Source organism: Oceanisphaera pacifica, assembly GCF_017498065.1.
Classification (GTDB): domain Bacteria; phylum Pseudomonadota; class Gammaproteobacteria; order Enterobacterales; family Aeromonadaceae; genus Oceanimonas; species Oceanimonas pacifica.
Window position 1 is genome coordinate 96,408 of sequence record NZ_JAGDFX010000001.1, and the last position, 23,838, is coordinate 120,245.

Annotated in this window: 20 protein-coding genes; 6 read left to right on the plus strand and 14 right to left on the minus strand. The window is 46.6% G+C overall.

Annotated elements, in window-relative coordinates:
* Window positions 1-16: 16 nt before the first annotated feature.
* Together eno and J3U76_RS00475 are read right to left on the minus strand one after the other, a co-directional pair.
* A complete protein-coding gene (gene eno, locus J3U76_RS00470) occupies window positions 17-1,318 on the minus strand; it encodes a phosphopyruvate hydratase (RefSeq protein WP_208003694.1) in 1,302 nt (433 codons plus the stop codon).
* A 94-nt stretch (window positions 1,319-1,412) separates the two neighbouring features.
* A complete protein-coding gene (locus J3U76_RS00475; protein ID WP_208003701.1) occupies window positions 1,413-3,050 on the minus strand; it encodes a CTP synthase in 1,638 nt (545 codons plus the stop codon).
* 432 nt (window positions 3,051-3,482) lie between these two features.
* On the opposite strand from J3U76_RS00475, the gene tenA reads away from it, so the two are divergent.
* From tenA to J3U76_RS00490, 3 genes are all read left to right on the plus strand, one after another.
* Entirely contained in the window at window positions 3,483-4,151 is a 669-nt protein-coding gene (gene tenA, locus J3U76_RS00480; RefSeq protein ID WP_208003703.1) for a thiaminase II, read from the plus strand.
* A 184-nt stretch (window positions 4,152-4,335) separates the two neighbouring features.
* Window positions 4,336-5,109, plus strand: a complete 774-nt coding sequence (locus tag J3U76_RS00485) for an EAL domain-containing protein (protein ID WP_208003705.1) — start codon at window positions 4,336-4,338, stop codon at window positions 5,107-5,109.
* 93 nt (window positions 5,110-5,202) lie between these two features.
* On the plus strand, window positions 5,203-6,663 hold the full coding sequence (locus tag J3U76_RS00490) for a carbon starvation CstA family protein (protein WP_208003707.1): 1,461 nt from the start codon (window positions 5,203-5,205) through the stop codon (window positions 6,661-6,663).
* A gap of 452 nt (window positions 6,664-7,115) precedes the next feature.
* Here J3U76_RS00490 and mdh read toward each other — a convergent pair whose 3' ends face one another.
* From mdh to J3U76_RS00515, 5 genes are all read right to left on the minus strand, one after another.
* On the minus strand, window positions 7,116-8,051 hold the full coding sequence (gene mdh, locus J3U76_RS00495) for a malate dehydrogenase (RefSeq protein ID WP_208003713.1): 936 nt from the start codon (window positions 8,049-8,051) through the stop codon (window positions 7,116-7,118).
* 198 nt (window positions 8,052-8,249) lie between these two features.
* Entirely contained in the window at window positions 8,250-8,945 is a 696-nt protein-coding gene (artM, locus tag J3U76_RS00500; protein WP_208003714.1) for an arginine ABC transporter permease ArtM, read from the minus strand.
* The gene (artQ, locus tag J3U76_RS00505) at window positions 8,938-9,585 is read right to left on the minus strand and encodes an arginine ABC transporter permease ArtQ (protein WP_208003715.1); all 648 of its coding nucleotides are present in this window, start codon (window positions 9,583-9,585) and stop codon (window positions 8,938-8,940) included. The genes artM and artQ overlap by 8 nt, the downstream gene beginning before the upstream one ends.
* Before the next feature lies 1 nt (window position 9,586).
* On the minus strand, window positions 9,587-10,321 hold the full coding sequence (locus J3U76_RS00510; RefSeq protein WP_208003716.1) for a transporter substrate-binding domain-containing protein: 735 nt from the start codon (window positions 10,319-10,321) through the stop codon (window positions 9,587-9,589).
* 59 nt (window positions 10,322-10,380) lie between these two features.
* Complete coding sequence (locus J3U76_RS00515) at window positions 10,381-11,118, minus strand: ATP-binding cassette domain-containing protein (protein WP_208003717.1); 738 nt, start codon at window positions 11,116-11,118, stop codon at window positions 10,381-10,383.
* A gap of 133 nt (window positions 11,119-11,251) precedes the next feature.
* On the opposite strand from J3U76_RS00515, the gene argR reads away from it, so the two are divergent.
* Window positions 11,252-11,746 (plus strand): transcriptional regulator ArgR, encoded by a 495-nt coding sequence (gene argR, locus J3U76_RS00520; RefSeq protein WP_243453963.1) that lies wholly within the window; start codon window positions 11,252-11,254, stop codon window positions 11,744-11,746.
* Window positions 11,747-12,211: 465 nt separating this feature from the next.
* Here argR and J3U76_RS00525 read toward each other — a convergent pair whose 3' ends face one another.
* The 4 genes from J3U76_RS00525 to J3U76_RS00540 form a co-directional block, all read right to left on the minus strand.
* Window positions 12,212-13,123, minus strand: coding sequence for a Dyp-type peroxidase (locus tag J3U76_RS00525; RefSeq protein ID WP_208003718.1), 912 nt, complete (start codon window positions 13,121-13,123; stop codon window positions 12,212-12,214).
* Between the two features lie 197 nt (window positions 13,124-13,320).
* Window positions 13,321-14,382: an ABC transporter ATP-binding protein gene (locus tag J3U76_RS00530; RefSeq protein WP_208003719.1), complete on the minus strand. Its 1,062-nt coding sequence runs from the start codon at window positions 14,380-14,382 to the stop codon at window positions 13,321-13,323.
* Window positions 14,382-16,004 (minus strand): ABC transporter permease, encoded by a 1,623-nt coding sequence (locus J3U76_RS00535; protein WP_208003720.1) that lies wholly within the window; start codon window positions 16,002-16,004, stop codon window positions 14,382-14,384. The genes J3U76_RS00530 and J3U76_RS00535 overlap by 1 nt, the downstream gene beginning before the upstream one ends.
* A gap of 36 nt (window positions 16,005-16,040) precedes the next feature.
* Window positions 16,041-17,060, minus strand: coding sequence for a Fe(3+) ABC transporter substrate-binding protein (locus J3U76_RS00540; protein WP_208003721.1), 1,020 nt, complete (start codon window positions 17,058-17,060; stop codon window positions 16,041-16,043).
* A 671-nt stretch (window positions 17,061-17,731) separates the two neighbouring features.
* Here J3U76_RS00540 and arfB point away from each other — a divergent pair.
* On the plus strand, window positions 17,732-18,148 hold the full coding sequence (gene arfB / locus J3U76_RS00545) for an alternative ribosome rescue aminoacyl-tRNA hydrolase ArfB (protein ID WP_208003722.1): 417 nt from the start codon (window positions 17,732-17,734) through the stop codon (window positions 18,146-18,148).
* 153 nt (window positions 18,149-18,301) lie between these two features.
* On the opposite strand, the gene J3U76_RS00550 is transcribed toward arfB, so the two are convergent.
* Complete coding sequence (locus J3U76_RS00550) at window positions 18,302-18,658, minus strand: YacL family protein (protein WP_208003723.1); 357 nt, start codon at window positions 18,656-18,658, stop codon at window positions 18,302-18,304.
* 351 nt (window positions 18,659-19,009) lie between these two features.
* On the opposite strand from J3U76_RS00550, the gene J3U76_RS00555 reads away from it, so the two are divergent.
* A complete protein-coding gene (locus tag J3U76_RS00555; RefSeq protein ID WP_208003724.1) occupies window positions 19,010-20,437 on the plus strand; it encodes a uracil-xanthine permease family protein in 1,428 nt (475 codons plus the stop codon).
* 317 nt (window positions 20,438-20,754) lie between these two features.
* On the opposite strand, the gene J3U76_RS00560 is transcribed toward J3U76_RS00555, so the two are convergent.
* The gene (locus J3U76_RS00560) at window positions 20,755-21,435 is read right to left on the minus strand and encodes a Fe2+-dependent dioxygenase (RefSeq protein ID WP_208003725.1); all 681 of its coding nucleotides are present in this window, start codon (window positions 21,433-21,435) and stop codon (window positions 20,755-20,757) included.
* A 103-nt stretch (window positions 21,436-21,538) separates the two neighbouring features.
* Entirely contained in the window at window positions 21,539-23,755 is a 2,217-nt protein-coding gene (locus tag J3U76_RS00565; protein WP_208003726.1) for a TonB-dependent siderophore receptor, read from the minus strand.
* Window positions 23,756-23,838 lie beyond the last annotated feature (83 nt).

Consider the following 23,838-nt stretch of genomic DNA (forward strand, 5'->3'; position numbering starts at 1 on the left):
ATGCGCCAATGGCTTATTAAGCTTGACCTTTAACTTCAGATAAGCCATTAAACGGCACCTTGCCGTTTAGCTCTTCTTCAATACGGATCAGCTGGTTGTACTTAGCAACACGGTCTGAACGGCTCATAGAACCGGTTTTAATTTGACCGGCACAAGTTCCTACTGCTAAATCAGCAATGGTGGTGTCTTCGGTTTCACCTGAGCGGTGCGAAATAACCACTGTGTAGTTAGCTTTTTGCGCCATTTGAATAGCGTTTAGGGTTTCGGTTAGGGTGCCAATTTGGTTGAACTTAATCAAAATAGAGTTAGCAACGCCTTTCTCGATCCCTTCTTTTAAGATCTTGGTGTTGGTTACAAATAGATCGTCACCCACCAGTTGGATCTTGTCACCCAGTACCTTGGTTTGATAGTCGAACCCATCCCAATCTGACTCATCCAAGCCGTCTTCAATAGACACAATGGGATATTGCTGAGTCAGCGTTTCTAGGTAATGCGTAAACTCGTTGGCAGTAAATACTTTGCCTTCGCCGCTTAGGTTGTAGTTGTTGTTGGCTTTGTCGTAAAACTCAGACGCAGCGCAGTCCATTGCCAGCGTAATGTCTTTACCCAGCACATAACCCGCTTGCTCAACGGCATCTTTAATGGCCACTAATGCCGCTTCGTTAGACTCTAAATCAGGAGCAAAACCACCTTCGTCACCTACTGCTGTGCTCAAGCCTTTGGCTTTAAGTACTTTAGCTAGGCTGTGGAACACTTCAGCACCCATACGTAGCGCTTCTTTAATATTTTTAGCGCCCACCGGTTGGATCATGAACTCTTGAATATCAACGTTGTTGTCGGCATGTTCGCCGCCGTTAATGATATTCATCATAGGCAGTGGCATAGAATATTGACCTGGCGTGCCATTCAGCTCGGCAATCCATGCATACAAAGGAACACCTTTAACCTGTGCAGCCGCTTTAGCTACTGCCAAAGACACAGCTAGCACAGCGTTGGCGCCCAACTTACCTTTGTTATCGGTACCGTCTAGGTCGATCATCACCTGATCGATAGCCGCTTGTGCAGTGGCATCTTTGCCAGTTAGCGCTTTGGCTATGGTGTCGTTGATAATAGCAACGGCATTTTGTACGCCTTTACCTAAGTAACGAGACTTATCGCCATCACGCAGCTCTAGGGCTTCGCGTGAGCCAGTAGAGGCGCCAGAAGGGGCGATAGCACGACCCATAATACCGCCTTCTAGGTGCACATCGGCTTCTACGGTTGGGTTGCCACGCGAGTCGATAATTTCACGACCAACTACTTTAATTATTTTAGCCATTCTCTAACTTCCTCTTAGTTGAAAGGTAAAAACGGGATCAAGCACTAAAAAAACGGGCGAACAGATAGGACTTCTGTTCGCCCGTGATATTAGGTTACTCCAGCTCTCCCTGCTGATATTGACCTGCCGCCTTTATAAAGCCGGCAAACAAACCGTGACCGTCCCTAGGGGTAGAGGTAAACTCTGGGTGGAATTGTGCTGCCACAAACCAAGGGTGGTCGGGATTTTCAATAATTTCGACTAACTTCTTATCCGCAGAGCGCCCTGTTACTTTCATGCCTGCCGCTTCTATTTTAGGCAGCAAGTGGTTATTCACTTCATAACGGTGGCGGTGACGTTCATAGATAGTGTCTGAGCCGTATAGAGCCTGTACTTTAGAGCCTGGTTCTAGATGACATAATTGCGAACCTAGACGCATAGTGCCGCCTAAGTCGGACATTTCGTCCCGCACTTCTACTTGGCCTTCTTCGTCTAGCCACTCGGTAATTAAACCCACTACCGGATACGGGCTTTCGGGATCAAACTCAGTCGAGTGCGCCCCTTCTAGCCCCGCCACATTGCGGGCATATTCAATTAACGCAATTTGCATACCCAAGCAAATACCTAGGTAAGGCACACGATTTTCTCGTGCATAACGCGCCGCCATAATTTTGCCTTCAATTCCACGAGAGCCAAAACCACCAGGAATTAAGATAGCATCCAAACCTTCCAGCAAGCTTTCGCCTTTGCTTTCAAGATCTTGAGAGTCAACATACTTAATATTGACCGATAAGCGATTTTTTAAACCACCGTGTTTTAAGGCTTCGTTCACTGATTTATAAGCATCAGGTAGCTCTGTGTATTTACCCACCATACCAATGGTGACTTCGCCGGTGGAGTTGGCTTCTTCGTAAATCACCTGTTCCCATTCAGATAAATCTGAAGGTGGGCAGTCTAAGCTAAAGCGCTTAACCACTAACTCGTCTAATCCTTGCGAGCGTAATACTGCTGGGATCTTGTAAATAGAGTCGACATCTTTAAGTGAAATAACGGCTTTTTCAAGTACGTTACAAAAGAGGGCAATTTTGGCACGCTCGTTTGCCGGGATCACACGATCACTACGACAAATAAGAATATCGGGCTGAATACCAATCGACAGTAATTCTTTAACTGAGTGCTGGGTCGGCTTGGTTTTTACTTCGCCGGCCGCGGCCAAATACGGCACCAAGGTAAGGTGCATAAAAAGTGTATTTTCACGCCCTACTTGTACGGCGAGTTGGCGCAGTGCTTCTAAAAACGGCAGTGATTCAATATCACCTACGGTTCCGCCCACTTCAACAATGGCCACATCATGACCTTCGGCACCGGCAATCACGCGGTCTTTAATGGCATTAGTAATGTGTGGGATCACCTGAATGGTGGCACCCAAATAGTCGCCGCGTCGTTCCTTGCGCAGCACGTCCGCGTATACACGGCCAGAGGTAAAGTTGTTACGACGCGTCATCTTGGTACGAATAAAGCGCTCGTAGTGACCTAAATCGAGGTCAGTTTCAGCGCCATCGTCGGTAACGAAGACTTCGCCGTGCTGAGTCGGGCTCATAGTGCCTGGGTCTACGTTAATGTAGGGATCCAGTTTCATAATGGTCACATTAAGACCACGAGCCTCGAGAATGGCCGCCAGGGAACCGGCTGCAATGCCTTTACCTAGGGACGACACAACCCCACCAGTAACAAAAATATATTTAGTTGTCATGTAGAACCTGAAGAAGCTAAGGAACGAAAGAGATATGAAATTCAAGACGGGGTGAAAGTATACGCATGAAGCGCGAATTCGACAACGAAAACCTTGGCCCTTCGGGCAGCCGTCAGCTTTAAGCTATCAGCTGTCAGACAAACAAAAAACAAACCGACCGCAGAGCGGCCATAAGCCAACAAGCAGACGCTGGTTGAGTGGACTGACAGCTTACCGCTGATAGCTGACGGCTTTCTTTTAGTTATACGCCAAACGCTGTACGAAAAACCTAAACCGGTGTCTGTTTTAGCTGATGGCTTACGACTGACGGCTTACAGCTACTTTTGAGGCTTTGCTCTTAGGCGAGTTTTGTCCAGAATGTTCTGTACTCCCAAATACGATCAAGATCACAATCTAACGGGAGCCCATGGCACATTCACAAAAGGATAGGAAATGAGCTTTACTTTTGAAGATTTTAAAACAGAAAACAATCAAGCTTGGACGGATTATATTCAGCATGACTTTGTGCGCCAGCTTGGTGAAGGCACGCTGGCGCCACAGGCGTTTCGTCATTATTTAAAGCAAGATTACTTATTTTTAATTCAGTTTGGCCGCGCCTTTGCCCTCGCCGCTTATAAAAGCCCAACGCTTGCCGACTTGCGCCATGCTAAAGCCGGTTTTGATGCCATTATTGATCTAGAACTTGGCTTACACATTAATTACTGCCAAGAATGGGGCATTAGCGAGCAAGATTTATCTGAGTTGCCCGAAGCCCGCGCCACTTTAGCCTATACCCGTTATGTATTAGACACCGGCAACCGTGGTGACTTATTAGATATGCATGTGGCGCTAGCCCCTTGCTTGGTAGGTTATGCCGAAGTGGCGCGCTGGTTAATGGCACAACCTAATACCGTACGCGGCGATAACAACCCTTATGAAGCCTGGCTGGCCATGTATGAAAGCGACGAGTTTCAGGCTGCAGCCAAAGCCGAGCTTGAATGGCTTAACGAACGACTGGCGGATGTAACGCCCGCGCGCTTTAAACAATTAAGCCGCATTTTTAACGACGCCACTCGCCTAGAGATAGACTTTTGGGCCATGGGATTGAATCAACAGATGTAATGTCCCTTGAGGAGCGGTCAGCTTTAAGCTGTTCGCCCATTTTACAAGGTCGCCCACCCTAGTTGTGGCGGCCTGCTTATTCGACTCCCTCATAGATCAACAGTAGGGCTTGCCAACGAGCCCAATTGACAAACCATAATAAACTAAATGATAATTAGTATCATTTATTTTTTATTTATAAATTATGCCTACTTTTTCCCACCCCAATATTGATATCTATACCTTGTACCAACTATTACAACAGCGTCATTTCGGCGTGGAGTACCAACCCATTATCGACTTACATACTAATACTATTATGGGCTGGGAAGCACTGGCACGCTTTTATACGACAGACAACACGCCGATAAGGCCGGATTGGGTATTTGAAGCCCTGCATGCTGATGAACTCTGCTTGTTTAATATTGAATATCAAATGAAGAAACTACAATTAGCCCATGCGCCTAAAGAAGGCTTGTTGTTTCTGAACATTGATCCTCACGCTTTCGCCGTATTTGGTGATCATCAATCCAACCCACTATTAGCCTTACTTGTCGATAAGCACGATGTAGTTATCGAAATAATTGAGAACACAGATGCCAATGACGCCCGCCATAGCAGCGCTATGAGCCATGCCTTTAAGAAACAAGGGCTACTGATGGCATTAGATGATGTTGGCGACAGTAATAGCATGCTATCTTTTGAGGTGTTATTGCATATGGATTATTTAAAGCTAGATCGCAGCTGGCTCACTCATCGACATAAAGCCACTCACCGCTACTTATTAGAGGCACTGTGCAGCTTTGCTCATCGCAGCGGTAAAAAGCTAATTTTAGAAGGCGTAGAAAACGAACAGGACTTGCGCTTCGCTCGCAAATTAGGGGTGAATTATGTACAAGGCTTCTTATATCGCCCACAATTTCGCCAATATAGCCCAACTAGCACATCTAAATCTGAACTTACCGCAGCAATAACCTAAGGTGACCGTATAATAGTACTCAGCGATGAGCGCCCGTGCTACCTTGCTCATTATATTCATCCTAAGCATCTAACATCAGAAGGAATTTGCTTAATGCTTATTTTTTTTATCAGTATTACTATTTTAATATTGGGCTATAAGTTTTATGGCCCCTTTGTTGAAAAACAAGCCGGTATAGATCCCACAGTTAAAACACCTCAGCAACGGTTAGCAGATGGCGTTGACTATGTGCCTATTCATCCTGTTAGGGCTTTTTTAATTCAATTTTTAAACATTGCCGGTGTAGGTCCAATTTTTGGCCCTATTTTAGGGGCACTTTACGGCCCTGTCGCCTTGGTTTGGATAGTGATTGGTAACGTGCTGGGTGGGGCGATACATGACTACTTCTCTGGCGTAATGAGCTTAAAAGAAGACGGTAAAAGCTTGCCAGAAATTGCGGGTAACTATTACAACGTCTTCTTTAAGGGCGTAATGTTAATTTTTACTGCCATGCTGCTATTTTTTGTGGGCGTGGTTTTTATTATGAGTCCGGCTGGGCTATTAAGTAATCTGTCTTTTTTTGAAGGGACCTTTCTTGCTGGCAATAGTTTTTGGGTATTGGCCATTTTGGGCTATTACTTTTTAGCCACTTTATTACCGATTGATAAAATTATTACCAAGCTGTACCCACTGTTTGGCTTGTTGATGATAGTGATGACCACCCTAATTGCCGGAGCGTTATTACTAGAAGCACCGCACCTACCACAGTTTGGCGATGTGTTTGCCTACTTTGATAGTCATTCCCATGAAGACTTATTAGTGCCTAACCCAGATGGCGCACCGGTTTGGCCTTTACTGTTTTTAACCATCACTTGTGGCGCTATTAGTGGCTTTCACTCCACGCAATCGCCTATGATTGCCCGCTGTTTAACCAATGAAAAATATGCACGTCCGGTATTTTATGGCGCCATGATGTGTGAAGGCATAGTGGCCTGTGTTTGGGCAATGGCCGGTATTGCGGCATTCCCTGGTGGCTATCTAGAGTTAAAAGCCATGCTCGCACAAGGCGGCCCTGGCTTGGTGATTAACCATATTGCCAGCAGTTATCTGGGTGTGATGGGTGGCGTAATGGCCATTTTAGCTGTGGCTATTTTCCCCATCACCTCGGGCGACACTGCGTTTCGTTCATTACGCTTAACCATTATGGATGCGTTTAAGATTTCACAAACCACGCTAAACAGGCTTGCACTGGCTGCCCCGTTATTAGGTATTGCTTATTTGATGACCTTTTTAGACTTCGCTCTCATTTGGCGCTACTTCGCTTTTTCTAATATGTTGCTGTCGACCAGCGTGCTGTGGCTGGCCACTAAATATCTGTTCGACAGAGGCACTTTCCATTGGGTCACCAGTATTCCTGCCGTAATCGGTACTGCCATTACAGTGTCTTACATTGCCACCGCCGGCATTGGCTTTAACCTGCCCATGGAATACAGTAAGCCCATTGGCGTTGTAGTCGCACTCGCCTGCTTTATCGGCTTAGTGATGCAACATAAAAAGCGTGCTGTTATTGCTTAAATAGCTAAGTTCATCGGCGAAAGAGCAGCTGTACGCTTTACGCAGTACGAAAAAACAGTCGGTGTTGTCTGTAGTGTGCCGCTTTAGGGAGCTTTCAGCTTTAAGCCGTCAGCCATCAGCGGTCAGTTAAAGACAAACACCGATTTGGCTTCGTCGTACAGCAGTCAGCGTAAAGCGCATTGCTGTCTGTTAAAACCTTCTTGCTCTGCAAGACACACAGCTAAAGCGTGGGACTACAGAAACAACGTTTTTTTAACTGACAGCTTAGGGCTGACAAATCACCAAAGGGGTCACAGGTTTGGCTTTTTGTTTGTCTGGCAGCTGCACCCGCAGAAAAGGGGTCGGAGTCATTTTAGAGCATTAAGCTAAATGACTCCGACCCCTTTTATTTTTCAAAAAGCAAAAAGGGAGCCTAGGCTCCCTTTTTTACTCGTTGCTATTCGTTATAACTATTACTTAACGAATTCAATGCCTTTATCGATATCACCTTTTAGGGTGTCTAGCATTTCGTTCATGGCTTTTTCTTCAAACGCGCTTAGCTCACCGTAAGGCAATACTTTATCTACGCCGTTCTTGCCTAATAGTACCGGCTGAGCGAAGAACTGTGCATGCTCGCTGCCACCTTCAACATAGGTGCACTCAACAACGTCGGTTTCACCTTCCATCGCTTTTACTAACGACAGTGCAAAACGACACGCTGCTTGACCCATTGATAAGGTTGCAGAGCCACCGCCTGCTTTAGCTTCAACCACTTCGGTACCGGCATTCTGGATGCGATGGGTCATTTTCTCGATTTCTTCATCAGAGAAAGACACACCTTCAACCTGAGACAGTAATGGCAAAATAGTTACGCCGCTGTGGCCACCAATCACGGGTACATTTACATCAGCCACGTTTAGGCCTTTGGCTTGTGCCACAAAGGTTTCAGCACGAATAACATCAAGCGTGGTAATACCAAACAGTTTATTCTTATCGTATACACCGGCTTTCTTCAGTACTTCAGCAGCAATCGCCACTGTGGTGTTAACCGGGTTAGTAATAATACCTACGCAAGCGTTAGGGCAAGTTGTTGCCACTTTTTCAATCAGGTTTTTTACAATGCCAGCGTTTACGTTAAATAAGTCGGCACGATCCATGCCAGGCTTACGCGCAACACCTGCAGAGATCAAAACTATGTCTGCACCTTCTAATGCGGGTGTTGGATCTTCACCACCAAAGCCCACTACTTCTACTGCAGTTGGGATATGGCTAAGGTCGGCGGCAACACCTGGGGTAACGGGTGCGATATCGTACAGGCTTAATGCAGAACCGGCAGGCAGGTTGTTTTTTAATAGCAGGGCCAGAGCTTGGCCGATACCACCGGCGGCTCCAAGTACGGCAACTTTCATAGCTGAACTCCGTTATTATTTGAATTGTTAGACGTTTCCTAGTGCTTTAGCAACATAGCGAATACACTAGAAAAACACAATAGTTAACATAATGTGAAATCTATATTTTGTGAGGTCAACAAAGGCCTAGATCACATCTATTCCTTTTACTGCCACTGAGTCAGGGTTCGCAAAACGAGCTGATAAGTTGCTGTGTCATTAGGAATGTGTTTGGAAACGCAGTGCTTTTTGCTCAAGCACTCTAAATAGCAGCGTTAAAACACCATTTAACACTAAATAAATCGCCCCTGCTAAACCAAACACCGCCAAGGTATCGTAAGTTTGACCATTAATGCGTTGCGCCAGGCCCATAATCTCCATAATAGAGATAGTACTGGCCAGTGAGCTGCCTTTAAGTACTAACACTACCTCGTTTGAGTAAGCAGGAATAACCCGGCGCATAGCATGTCGTAATTTCACACTTAATGTTTGCCAGTGGCTCATGCCCAGTGCTTGGCAAGCCAAAGTCTCCCCTTTTGGCACCGCCTCCAGCGCCCCTTTAAATAACCGGCAAGTGTAAGCGCCCGCATTCATCCCCAAAGCCAAAATGGCACAAAACATCGGCTCTCGCAGGTAGGCCCACATCCAACTGTCTTTTATCCAGTCAAACTGAGCCGGGCCGTAATACACCAAAAATATTTGCACCAACAAAGGCGTGCCCGTAAATAGCAACAAATAACCTTCGGTGAGTTGAGCTAACACTGGGGTGTTTTGCTCTAGTATCCAGGTAAGTAGCAGGGCTATCACCAGCCCAAGCAATAGGCCTGCCGCCGTGATCTGCAAGGTAATACTTACCCCTTGTAATAAGGTGGGTAAATAACTCAAGCTATCTACGCTTCGCAACCAATCAATCATAACGCGTTACTCGAGTCGTTAATCGCTTAAGGCCCTTAGCACTGACTACCGTAATAACCAAGTAAATCAGCGCCGCTATACCATACCAAGTAAAAGGCTCATAGGTACGAGAAGCCACCGCTTTTGCTTGATACATTAAGTCATGCACGCCAATTAACGACACCAGTGCCGTGTCCTTTAGCAATACTAACCACTGGTTACCCAACCCCGGCAAGGCATGGCGCCAAGTTTGTGGCAGAACTATATGTACAAAGGTGTAAAACCGAGGCAAGCCCAATGCTTGTGCCGCTTGGCGCTGGCCACTATGCACTGCTTTTAGTGCCCCCCGCAGGGTTTGCGCTGCGTAGGCGGCAAACAGCAGCGAAAGCGCCGTTACACCACACCAAAACGGGCTAAATTCAATATATTGACCGGTAATTAAAAAGAGTACTTGGGTAGAGCCAAAGTAGATAAAAAACACCACCAAGATTTCAGGCAAGCCACGCAATATGGTCGTGAGTAATGTTACCGGCCAGCGCAGCAGCGCAAAGCGGCTCATTTCTCCACCACAAAATAAAATAGCCAGCACCAAACCCACGGCTAATGACGTCAATGCCAGCCCTAAGGTCATCAGGCTGGCATTCATTAGATGAGTGAGCATATTACTGAGGGAAATACTGTTGATAGAGACTGGTATAGGTGCCGTTCTCTTTTAACGCATTCAAGCCTTGGTTAAGTTGGTCTAGCAGCTCTTGATTGCCTTTGGTCACCGCAATACCAAAACCGGTACCAAAATAGTCATCATCAGTAATGCGCTCACCCAATACCGCATAACCTGAGTTGTTAGCTAACCAATCACCCACTACGGCAGTGTCGGCAAATACCGCATTAATACGGCCATTGCTCATATCAAGCAGCGCATCTTGTACACTTTGATAAGGGCGAGCATTCATGCCATCGGCTTCTAGTTTGTCTTGAATATATTTTTGATGCGAGGTGCCATTTTGCACGCCTACGGTTTCTTTTTGTAGCGCATCTGTATCGGCAAACTTATCGGTAGGGGTAACAAAAACCGCAGAATTTTCGTAGTAAATATCACTAAAGTCGACTTGTTTGGCACGCTCTGGCGTAATATCCATGGCGGCAATAGCGGCGTGGTAGCGACGAAACTTTAGGCTTGGGATCAGGCTGTCGAAGGCTTGATTATGAAAAGTACAGTTCATGTCCTGTACTTCACAAATCGCCTTAGCCAGATCGATATCAAAGCCTTGCATTTCATTGTTTTCATCAACAAATTCAAAGGGGGCGTAGGCGGCGTTAGTCACAAACTTGACTTCATCGGCCTGTGCAGCACCTGTGGCCGCTAATAGCGCTAAAGATAATAATGTTTTTTTCACGATAATGTCCTTATTCTCATTGTAATTAAAATTGGAAGCTGACTATCTACCAAAGGGCTTTAATGAGCTAAAAACTCGGCAAACCTTGGCGTGTTAGGCTCGTCGAGTATCTTGGCATCACCATATTCAATTAACCGACCTTGCTCAAGGTAAGCCACTTTACTGGCCACTTTATGAGCGAAGCTGACTTCATGGGTAACCACCACTTGCGTAATGCCTGTTTTACCCAGCTGTAAAATTATCTCGGCTACCTCTTTGGTAATTTCCGGATCCAATGCCGCCGTGGGCTCATCAAACAATAACACGGCAGGATCCATCATCAAGGCGCGAGCAATGGCGACTCTTTGTTGCTGTCCGCCCGACAAGGCGCTTGGCCAAGCGTGTAGCTTGTCACTCAACTTAAGCTGGTTAAGCAGCAGCGCTGCTTTTTCTTGTGCCTGCTTTTTATTCATCCCCAATACTTTAACAGGCGCTTCTAGCAGGTTTTGCTCCACCGTAAGGTGAGGCCACAAATGATATTGCTGAAATACCATGCCTACCTGACTTCGCAGCTGCTGGGCACGCTTATTAAGGCGCCCAAGCTGCGCATCAGGAAAATTAAAGCTTTGCCCGGCTATGGTTAGCTGGCCTTTGTCTGGAATATCCAGCAAGTTCATTAGCCGTAGCAAAGAACTTTTCCCTGCTCCACTAGGCCCAAGCAGAACTAAGGTCTCGCCAGCATCGCATTTTAAGGATACTTGGCTTAAAATTTCCTGACCAGACCAAGACTTGCAGATGCCGCTGAATTCTATGCCCATGCGCTATATTCACATCAAATGTCAGAGTGTTGAACTGATTTTATTTTGCATGGCTGTTAATGCAAGCTAATTTTGCATTCTTATGCAATATAAATGACTAATCCTTGATAAAAAACCATGGCGGATAGACAATATGCCTTATTCAACCACGCTCAGTCGGCTGCAAAAAATGAACGAAAAGCAAGAACATCTGGTTAAGGTATTTAAGGCCTTACTTAACGAGGAACGTTTTGGTTCTCAGGCAGAAATTGTGATTGCGCTGCAGGATGCAGGGTTTGATAGCATTAACCAATCGAAAGTTTCGCGCATGCTGAGCAAGTTTGGTGCGGTGCGCACTCGCAATGCCAAAATGGAAATGGTGTATTGCTTGCCCGTTGAACTGGGCGTGCCGACCAGTAGTAGCCAGTTAAAAAACTTGGTATTAGAGGTTGGCCATAATAGTGCACTAATAGTGATTCACACCAGCCCTGGGGCTGCGCAACTCATTGCTCGCATGTTAGATTCACTAGGCAGAGCCGAGGGTATTTTAGGCACTATTGCTGGTGACGATACTATTTTTATTACCCCCACCCACGATACTCCCATTGCCACTTTGCATAAAAACGTACTCGAGCTGTTTGAGCCTTAAAACATAGCGGTCAGCTATCAGCTATCAGTTTAAGGCAAACACGTACCCCTTCGGGGAGCTGTAAGCCGTCAGCTATCAGCGGTAAGCTGTCAGTCCACAACATTCAACCAGCGTCTGTTTGTTGGCTTATGGCCGCTCTGCGGTCGGTTTGTTTTTTGTTTGTCTGATAGCTGACGGCTTAAAGCTGATCGCTGCCTGAAGGGCCTGGATTGCCGCGTCGCTGCGCTCCTCGCAATGACAGCTAAAAACAGCGCCGTACGTTTAGCGCTGTACGTGAAAGGAAAACACCGGTTTAGGTTTTTCGTACAGCGGTCAGCGTATAACTAAAAGAAAGCCGTCAGCTATCAGCGGTAAGCTGTCAGCCCACAACATTCCAAACCAGCGTCTGTTTGTTGGCTTATGGCCGCTCTGCGGTCGGTTTGTTTTTTTGTCTGATCGCTGACGGCTTAAAGCTGACAGCTGCGTTTACGCTCCTTTCGTGCTTAACCATTCTTGTGAGGGGGCGAAGAAGGCGGCGCCGGTTTCGGCTTGGGTAAATAAGGTGAGGTGATCGAAGTGGCCTTGTTCATCTGGCACAAACATATTGCTTAGCATACGTTCAAAGTGCGTGGGCGTATTACAGCACGAAATAAACACCAAGCCTTGAGCGTTAGCCGTGCCCCAGGGCATGCTTTGGCGCAATATTTCCATGCTGTTGCCGGCATCATCCTTTAAGCTGGTGCGTTTGGTGTGCGCGGTGGGTGCTTTGTCGGCTGATGCATACTCAATATTGTCGGGCTTAGTACGGCCATAAATATCTTCTTGCGCTTTTATTGCCAGTTTCTCCCAGCGCGCCATTTTGTGCTTATAATTTTGTACATGCACATAACTGCCATCCGCAAAAGGCCCCTCTTGCACTAACGCCACCTGAGCCCGCTCGTCACCTTGTGGGTTTTCTGTGCCATCCACAAAACCCGTCATATCGCGCATTTCTAAATAGCGAAAGCCTTGGCGTTCGTCTTTAAGCTCCACTAACTTCGCCAACAGCGCCATCACTTTTTGCTGGGCGATATAAGCGATATCCAACCTATCGGCTCGCAGTTGAAAAAATAAGTCGAACGGGGTTTCTGGAGCAACACGCTGACCCTGTTTTTGAGCAGGAAAAGCAGTAAGCTCAGCAGGCCTAGCGCTGGGGTATAAGCTGTCCCACGCTGCATTACCAATGGCCACTAAACCAGAGAAATTAGCATCAGGGTAAGTTTGAGTTAACTCTTGCCATAAAGCAGGAACCTGCGCCAAGGCATGGGTGACCTTAGCGTATTGCTCCGACAATATATTAAACATTAAATAATGGGCGTGTAGGTTAGGTTCGGCGCAAATACCAGCTTGTGCAGTCATGGCTCTCACTCTCTTATTGTTCCAGATAAGCCATTATACCCTAAAGCCTTTCGGGCAGCTGTAAGCGGTCAGCTTTAAGCTCTCAGTTACAGATAAAAAATACTTGCGACGAGCGATAAACGGCAATGTTGAGTTTTTAATGTTAACTTTTATTCATTCAACATTAAAAATTAAGCATTCAACATTGCGCGTAGCGCCTAAGCCACCGCTTTTTGCCCTTGTGACTCGGGGAAGAAGGTTAATGCGTGAGGCTGTATATTGATATTCACTTGGCTCACGGCTGGCAATGGGTCGTTGGTGCTCACCTCTAAATGCAGGCTCTGGCACTCCACCACGCAGCGAGTATGCGTCCCCAAAAATTGCTGCTCAATCACACGACCATTGCCTTGTTCAGTTAACGATAACTGAATTTGTCGCGGGCGCAGCATTAATTGCCCACTGGTGCCGGGTTCGGCATTAATGGCCGCTTCACTAGCAATCGGCCCCATGGGCGTGAGCACGGTACTGGCATCAATGACGGTGGCAGGCACATAGTTTGCCAAGCCTAAAAAGTCGGCCACAAAACGGCTTTGTGGCTGCTGATATAAGGCTTGAGGGCGGCCCACTTGTTCTATGTGTCCGGTTTGAAAGAGCGCCATGCGATCAGAAAAAGCAAAAGCTTCTTCTTTACTGTGGGTGACAAAAATAGCGCTAATACCCTGCCCTTTTAGCAAATCACGAATTTCACTGATCAAGCGCATGCGCACTTGCGTATCTATATTAGAAAAAGGCTCATCCAGTAACATTAACTGTGGTTGGCCGATCATGGCGCGGGCAATGGCTACGCGCTGCTGCTGGCCACCGGATAACTGATGAGGGTAACGATTGCCCAGCTCACCTAAGTTCACCAGCTCTAGTACTTCAGCAACTCGTTTTTTAATAAAGGCTTTATTGGTTTCTTTGCACTGCAAGCCAAAAGCCACGTTTTTAGCCACATTTAAGTGCGGAAACAACGCATAATCTTGAAAGATCATGCCAATATTGCGCCGCTCGGGCACCCAAGCCACACCCTCGCCGTTCATTTGTTGGCCGTGAATATGGATCTCGCCCTGACTAATAGGCATGAGGCCGGCAATGGCCTTTAATAAGGTGGTTTTACCGCAGCCACTGGCTCCCAGCAAACACATAATTTCGTTTTCACCCACCTGCAACGACAAGTCATCAAGAATGGCTTTGCCGTTATAGCTACAGGTTAAGTTTTTTACATCTAATGCCGCCATCAGTGTTGTTGCTCCAATGATCGGTTTAAGAAAATCAGCGGTACTAAACCTACCAGCACAATGGCAATGGCAGGCAAAGCACCCAGCTCTAACTGCTCGTCAGACACAAACTGATATACGTAGGTGGCCAAGGTTTGAAAATTAAACGGCCTAAGTAAGAGTGCCGCTGGCAGCTCTTTCATACATTCAATAAACACTAACAAGGCCCCCGCCAGCATGCCTTTGCGGATCAGCGGCATATGGACTTTCATCATCATGGCACTGGGGCTGTAGCCCATGGTTTGGGTGACCATATCTAATGACGGCGACACCTTGCCTAAACTGCTTTCTACCGAGCCAATGGCCATGGCACCAAAGCGCACTAAATACCCAAAAGCAATAGCGATCATGGTGCCGGTAAACAACAAGCCCGGCTCAGTTACGCCCAACCAAAGGGCGGCATCATTAATAGCAAAGTCGAGGCTGGTTAAGGGTACTAATACCCCAATGGCCAGTACCGTTCCCGGCAAGGCATAGCCCATAGACGCTAGGCGCATCGGCAATACAGAGGCGGTATTGCCCGTTAGCCTGTGGTGCATTCCCAGTAATAAGCCCACTGTAAGGGCAATGCCCGCTACTAGGGTTGATAGCAATAAACTATTAAAGCTGTATTCAAAAAACTGGCTGTTCCAAGCTTGATCAAAATAGTGCACCGCGTGGTAACACAAAATCATAAAAGGCAACAAAAAGCCCAGTAATACCAGCGCCCAGCAAAACCCTAACGCGCCCCACTTGGCTATGCCCGACAGCTGATAACCAGCTTGTTGCTCGTGGCCCATGTTTTTTTGAAACACTTGTTGGCGTTGGCGACTCATGCGCTCCATGCTCAGTAGCAGCATCACCACTAGCAACATAATAGCCGAAATTTTAGCGGCGGCATTCAAGCTGCCATACCCCAGCCAAGTGTCGTATACGGCTGTGGTCAGTGTGTTAACAGCAAAAAAGTTGACCGTGCCAAACTCGGCCAATGCCTCCATGGCCACCAAAGACAATCCCACGGCAATAGAGGGACGCGCCAGCGGCAGACTAATTTTTTTAAAGCTTTGCCAAGGGCTACAGCCTAGCAAACGGCTCGACTGAATAAGGCTGGTAGATTGCTCCATAAAAGCAGTACGCGCCAGCAAATACACATAAGGGTAGAGCACCAAGCCTAAAATAATGCCGGCGCCACCTAGGGTGCGAATAGCAGGAAAATAGTAATCGGCGGCAGAGTTCCAGCCAAACCAATGGCGTAAGCTGCTTTGTATGGGACCCGAGAAGTCTAATAAGTCGGTATAAACAAACGCGACAATATAGGAGGGCATGGCCAGCGGTAAAATTAAGGCCCATTGCAGCCAGCGTTTGCCGGGTAGCTCGCACATGGCCATTAGCCAGGCGGCCGGCACCCCACTAAGCAGGCTAAAGGCCATCACCAACAACACCAGCCAAAAGGTGTTGCCAATATAAGTAGGAAGCACCGTTACCCACAGATGATTAAAAATACCTTCTGTGGGTAACAGTGCTTCATATATCAGTGCCATTATAGGCAAAGTCAGCAGCAGGGCTAATGCCCAACTACTGACTGTCCAACCAGGTCGTTTCATTGATAACTCAAAGCGGGGGGCATTGCCCCCGTCTTGTTAAAGGTCGTATTGAACTTCGTCTACCAACTCAACGGCTGTTTTAGCGTGTTTTGCTACATCAGCCAATGGGCGTGTATCGGCATCGAAGTCGCCCCAGCTGCTGACCAGTTCAGATGCATCTGCACCTGGTTTAACTGGATATTCATGGTTAGCGGATGAATATAAATGTTGCGCTTCATCACTGGCTAAAAACTCCATAAATTTAACAGCTGATTCTTTGTTTTTTGCGTGCTTGGTCAGCGCAACTGCTGAAATATTAACGTGTGTGCCACGATCTTCTTGGTTCGGGAAATTAATATAAACCGCTTCTGCTGCATCACGCTGTTTTTCGTCGCTTAGCATTACACCGTAGTAGTAGCTGTTGCCCAGCGCGTAATCGCACACGCCATCATTAATGGCTTTAATTTGGTCACGGTCGCCGCCTTGAGGCTTGCGTGCTAGGTTCGCTTTTAAACCTTCTAACCACGTCTTGGTGTACTCAACACCGTGCTCGTCAATCATAGAAGCCGTTAGCGCCACATTATAAGGGTGTTTACCGCTACGAGTACAAATTTTTCCTTGGTACTTAGGATCAGCCAGCTCTTCATAGGTAATATCATCACGCTTACCTACGCGATCTTTTGAGCTATAAATGGCACGAGCGCGGGTGGTTACGGCAAACCATTTGCCATCGGCATCACGGTACTGAGCAGGAATATTCTCTTCTAATATATCACTCTCAACCGCTTGGGTTAGATCTTTATCTACTACGTCCATTAAGCGGCTTACATCTACTGTTAATACCACGTCTGCTGGCGACAAGCGGCCTTCACGCTCTAGACGCTCACCCATACCGTTTTTCATAAACACCACATTTACGTCAATACCGGTTTCTTCGGTAAAGCTGTCCACTATGGGCTTAATAAGAAAGTCTTGGCGATTAGAATACACGTTTACTTCTTCAGCAAACGCTTGGCCGGTGAAACTTGCGACTAATAAGGCGGCGGTAGATAAACCTAGTTTGCTCGTCTTAGGCATAGTTAAAATCCATTTGGTTGAGTGAGAACAATTAACGTTTAGGATTATACTCAAGCTAAGCCCATAAGCAACACACATCTAAATGATAAACAGTGTCATCCGCAACCGCACCCAGCATATTACGGATAAATGCCTATCTATGTCTTGCGCCAGATCAGTGAAAGAACAGCTAAGAGCAGCTGTCGGCTTTCAGCTGTCAGACAACAAAGTCAAACCGATGTTTTTACTTTTGTAGATACTCTGTTGGACGTCAAGGTTTTGCACTATATTGTTATGCGCCCTTATTTCGTCTTTGCGAGCGTAGCGCGGCAATCCATTTCGAAAGAAAGCGCTACATCCAACGCTGATCACTTTACGTTAAAGAAAAACTACAATTTTGTTTTTTCGTCAGGCGCTCAGCGTAAAGCGTACGGCTGCTTGCTAGATGGATTGCCGTGTCGTTGCACTCCTCGCAATGATCAAAGGGAGTCGCTCTGGCTTTTCGTAGGGGGCGAATTTATTCGCACAAAAACCTTAAAGAGGTCGAATAAATTTAACCCTACAAAACGCCAGAGCCAACCCCTTCATGCAACGACGCTACAACTTCTCATTTTCAGCGTAACAAGCCAATGTGGTAATATGGTTGAATTGCAGCGCAAAGCGCTATGTTACATCTGCATAAGGACGTTGATATGTTGGAGTTATCTGCTCGTGTGCAGATCCCAGATCAAGAGTTGGAATTTATTACCATGCGCGCCAGCGGCGCCGGTGGCCAACACGTCAATAAAACCGACTCGGCGGTACAACTGCGCTTTAATTATATGGAAAGTCCCACCCTGCCCGCCATCTATAAGATAGCCTTAGGTAGAATGAAGGATAATCGCATCTTGGAGTCAGGTTGGATTATGATCCGAGTAGAAAGCCACCGCAGCCAACTAACCAATAAAGAAACCGCCAAAGGAGCCTTACTCAGTCTGCTAAAGCAAGCCGGCAAGCCCATTAAAGTGCGCCGCCCCACCAAACCCAGCAAAAATGCCAAGCGCAAACGCACCGATAGCAAAACACTACGCGGCAAAATCAAAAGCGGTAGAGGTAAGATAAAGCTGTAAGCGATAAGCCGTCAGCTGTAAGTAAAAGAAAATACAGTGCAAAACCAAACTCACTCTGTACAACAGCTGTGGGTAGGCAATGTCTCGCCGAGTACTAGAGCCTTGTTTTGATTTGTTAACTTACGGCTGGCAGCTGACAGCTTATGGCTGTTTTTACTGATTAGTACAAAAGTCTTGCCATTGCTCTAATACTCGCGCGAGATCGTCTAAGCCGCAGCCGGCGTAGAGTTCGTCGTCGTAATAGGCCATGCCATCTTCTAATTCGCTTTCAAAATTTAATGAATGCGCGCTCAACTCTGCTTCATCTTGGGTAAGAAGTAATGAGCACTCGGCATAGTTTTTCTTAAACTCTTGTAGCTCACCCGCCGTGAGCTTGGCGATAACGGTTAATAACTCGGTAGTTTCGGCCACATTCACTTCATCCGTTAGCCATTGCCCCATGGCTTCGTGTCCCATGCTAAACCGCGCACGATGATGACCATTTAGATCGCGAAAAAATTCAAATTCCACACACACTCCACCGGCAAGTTGCCATCAACAATTAAAGACAGATTCTAACACTCACTAGCGCAACCACGAACACAAAGCTTGACGCTACAAGATAAAGAGAAAAATAGTTAAGCTGACTGGCAAAAATAACAGACAATAAGTAATGCATAGATAGCATACCACAATGAAGCCGATGCATGATGTGCGTTGGTCTAATCTTATTGACTCACGTACACTATGCGCCCTCAAATTTAGAACTTATTTCAGTTGAAGATAACATTAATAACTGAAATACTTCACCTCAGATTAACAAAGCAAACAAAAACACAACAATTAACTCCTCTCGCTACCTTTATTTTGGAAATCAGCATTATGAGCCAACCAACATCAACCGCACTCAGTCAGAGTGAACTGGTTTATAAGTTACACGACAAACCGCCTGTTCCTCAGGCGTTGTTCGCGGCCGTTCAGCACTTGCTGGCCCTCTTTATTGCCGTGATCACACCACCATTGATTATTAGCCAAGCGTTAGGTCTGCCCACTGCAGACACGGCACACATTATTAGTATGTCGCTGTTTATTACCGGTGTTGCTTCCTTTATTCAAATTAAACGTGTGGGTCCAATTGGTACTGGCTTACTATCAATTCAAGGCACCAGCTTTAACTTTTTAGGGCCTATTATTGCCAGTGGCTTGGCCATGAAAGGCGGCGGTATGAGCACAGATGTGATGCTGGCAGCTATTTTTGGTACCGCGTTATTAGCTGCTCCTACTGAAATTATTTTATCGCGCTTCTTACACTTAGCGCGCCGAGTTATCTCGCCGCTGGTTAGTGGTATTGTGGTGACCTTAATCGGCTTAACTCTGATTAAAATCGGGTTAACCTCTGTAGGTGGCGGTTACGGTGCCATGGCGGATGGCAGCTTTGGCTCGCTACAAAACCTACTATTAGCCGGTACCGTATTGGCTATTATTGTGGTGATGAACTGTATTTCTAACTCCTATATCCGCCTCTCGGCTATTTTGGTTGCCATGGTAGTGGGCACACTGTTGGCCATGTATATGGACAAAATACCCGATGCCCAGTTTGATGATATTCCGGCATTTGCTTTTCCTACACCGCTAAAATATGGCTTAGGCTTTGATGCGTCGCTGTTTATTCCGCTGGTATTAGTATTTTTAATTACTGCACTAGAGGGTATTGGTGACACTACAGCAACCTCAGAAGTATCGGGCGAGCCGGTTTCAGGCCCCACTTATATGAAGCGCATTAAAGGTTGTGTGCTGGGTGATGGCGTAAACTCTATGTTGGCCTCAGTATTTAATACCTTTCCGGTCTCGACCTTTAGCCAGAACAATGGTGTGATTCAAATGACTGGCGTGGCCAGCCGCTATGTGGGCTTCTTTGTGGCGGGTATTTTAGTTTTGCTGGGCTTATTTCCCGCAGTAAGCACCTTAGTTCAACGCATTCCCGACCCTGTATTAGGCGGTGCGACCTTGGTGATGTTTGGCTCCATTGCCGCTGCGGGTATTCGTATTTTATCGCGCGAGCGCTTAGACAGACGTGCCCTGCTGATTATGGCCATCTCGTTTGGCGTAGGATTGGGGGTGGATCAAGTGCCTGATATTTTGCAGTCTATGCCTGAGTTGATAAAAGATACCTTCTCTAACGGCATGGCCGCAGGGGGTATTATGGCCATTATCTTAAACTTGATTATGCCGCTGAGCCCACAAGCAAAAGCCGATGAAGCAGCACAAGACGCAGCCGATTTAGCACAAGCGCAAGAACAAGCAAACTAATCGCTGCTAGCAACTAGCAAAAAAGCCGACCGCGCATCTAGCCCGGTCGGCTTTTTTTGGTTGCTGTATAGGGACAGTGCCAAGCAAAGCCCAAGATCTAAAGATCTATCTGCAACGGAAGAACATGGAACCCACGGAGAAATAGGAATAAATTTAGAAAGAGATCTTTATAATTAGACCTAACCACTAAGATCTAGGCGCGCTTGTTCGTGTTCTTCCGTGGCTCTCGCAACAAAGAAGCGCGGTAAGTAATGGATTTCGGTGGTTTAAATCTCTGCTTGGCGCCGGGCGCTTGGTGCTCGGCGCTTTATATTAATCTACAAAGCCCAGCGGCGTAATAGGTTGTGATATACACCGGTTAGCTGAATACTAGATTCACTGTCTGTACCCAATTGTTGATTTATATTTTGAATACTGGAGTCTAAATCAAACAATAAAGTACGCTGGCCATCATCACGCACCATGCTTTGAATCCAAAAAAATGAACTGATCCGTGCGCCTTTAGTCACCGCTGTTACTTGGTGCAAGCTGGTTGATGGATACAAGATCAAATCACCTGCAGGCAGCTTCACGCTGTGCGCGCCATAACTGTCTTCTACCACCAATTCACCACCTTCATATTCATCAGGCTCACAAAAGAACAGGGTTGCCGATAAATCGGTACGAATAGGCTCGCCTGTGGTGTTATTAAAGCGAATAGAGTTATCAACGTGCACCCCAAACGACTGGCCACCTTGGTAACAGTTAAATAACGGCGGAAATATTTTGGCAGGCAAAGCACCGGCTACAAATAGTGGGTTGTTTGATAATGCGGTGGTGATCATATTACCGATATAGCGAGCCTGCTCGCTATCTTCGGGCAGTTGTAAATTATTTTTGGCCATCGATGATTGAAAGCCTGCGGTACTTTTGCCGTCAATCCAATCAGCCGCCAAAAGCAACTCACGACATTCAGCTACCTGCGCAGCAGTTAGCACGTTAGGAATATGTAACATCATAATAAAATTACTCCTCAAAACAGCGATACGCCATACGCCGTACGAAAAAAGATGATGTTTCTCTTTCTCACATACGGCGTACAGCGTAAACGTCAGGTGTTACTTAAAAGCGGTAGTTTGCAGACACAACTGCTGAACGACCATCACCTAATTCAACGGCTGAGCTGCGAGTGTCTGTGCCAGGACGACCACGTACGCGTTCTACGTATTCTTCATCAAACAGGTTGTTCACATTAAGCTGTAAACTAAAGGCATCGTTCACTTTATAAGACGCCATGGCATTGTGTACCCAGTAGCTTTCTAGCTTAGCTTCCACATCCGATGCCACATGGCGAGAGCCTACATAACGAGCACCGTAACCTACTTCTACTCCGGGCGCTAGTTGGTAAGTCGTCCATAAGTTGGCACTATTACGAGGAGTATTCCCCAGTGGCTCACCAACAGGATCACGGCCTCCTGCCTGAGGTTTACCTACCGAAGCTCGCGTTTCACTGTCTAAAAAGGTGTAGTTGGCAAACAACTTCCACTGCTCAGTGATTTCACCGGTTAAGCCCAGCTCAACCCCTTGCACTCTTTGTTCACCGGCTTGCTCTAGGGCTCCAGTTAGCGAATTCTCTTCAGTAACATCGGTTTTATCGACACGAAATATTGCGCCATCTAAGCCTAAGCGACCATCCATTAACTCCCACTTGGTGCCAAGCTCCCAGGTTTCACTTTCCTCTGGCTTAAGATCTTCTACCCCAGCCGCACCGCTTAATGGCAGGCGACCAGAGGTGGCCAGCGCCTCGGCTGAGGGAGAGAATGAGGTACCATAAGCTAAATAAACACGGCCATTGTCAGCAGGCTTATACACCACACCGGCACGACCGCTGAACGCTTGGTCGCTGGTTTTTACCGTGTCATTGTTGCCTTTACTGGTCGTTTCACCAGACACCCAGTCGTGACGCAACCCTAAGCTTAAATCCCATTTGGGCGCAAGGCCAATAGTATCAAATACATACAAGGCTTTAGTGTTTAAAACAGCATCAGAACCACCGCCAGGAGTCACGGTTGTTGAACCTTCCCACTTTCCTGGTGGATTAAATAGGTCAAACCCACCTGTAGGGTATTCATTACCTATTTTACCCAATCCATAATTAGAAACGGTTAAATCATAAGTTTCGCGAGAAATCTCACCGCCAACCAGCATGTCATGGGTCAGACTGCCAGTATTAAACTCTGTGCTTAATCCTAATTGATTAACCCAAAGATCATTTTTTGCATGGCGACGATAAGCCTGCGGCCCTGCGGGTAAGTACTTTCCTAGCGCCAAACCATCGGTATTCACATGTGAAGCTGAAATAGTAGTATCTCTGTCTACACGGCTATAACGGGTTTGGTTTTCAATGCGTACCTTGTCATTCAGCTCGTGCTCTAGCTTTAGCGTTACGGCATCCGACTTAATTTTTTCTTCATCAAGGTTGCGCCAGCCAAAATAAGACTCACGGTCGACACCAGGAAGAATTTTGCCATCACGTGCTGGCAAGCCGTAGTCAGGCAAATTGTCGTCTTCTTGATGGAAGTAGCTCAACGTAGCCCTCGTATCTTCGCTTAGACCAATGGTCACAGAAGGCGCAATACCAAAACGTTCGCGGTCGATATCATCTCGGCCCGGCACGTCATTTTCGTGAGCCATTAAGTTAATACGAAATGCACTGTCTACACCTACATTATCTAGCGTCTTGTTTACATCTAGCGTCATGCGATGATATTTATCTGTTCCCAAGCTGGCACCAACTTCGGCAAAATCACGCTGTTTAGGCGCTTTGCTGATTTGGTTAATGGCACCACCTGTGGTACCCGCGCCACCAAACACTGAGTTAGGGCCTTTTAATACTTCCACTTGTTCAATATTAAAAGTATCGGTACGGTTGTTTTGGCTGCTGTCACGCAGGCCATCAATTTGCATATTCGAGTTGGCACTAAAGCCACGAATATTAATTTTATCACCCGAGCCACCACCGCCCTCGCCCGCATCAAAAGTAATACCTGACACGTTAGATAACACTTGACGCAAACTTAAAGCCTGCTGCTCTTTCATCACTTCTTGCGGTACCACTGTGACCGTTTGTGGGGTGTCTAACAGCGGCTTAACATACTTACCAGAAGCAGATTCATTAGCTTTGTATCCCTGCTCTCGGGCTTCTTGTACGGTAATAATATCGAGCTCAGTCACTTGCTGTGCTTGTGCTGAGACGGCAAGTGATGCAACCGCAAAACCTACCGCAGGGGTCAGTATTTTTCTTGGGGGAAGAGAAGATGACTTGATAAAGGTGTGCACGAACAACTCCTTGTAAAAAATGATAACAAACTTAAAGGCGAGTCATTCTCATTCAATGTTTGATTTAGATCAAGTTTAACTTT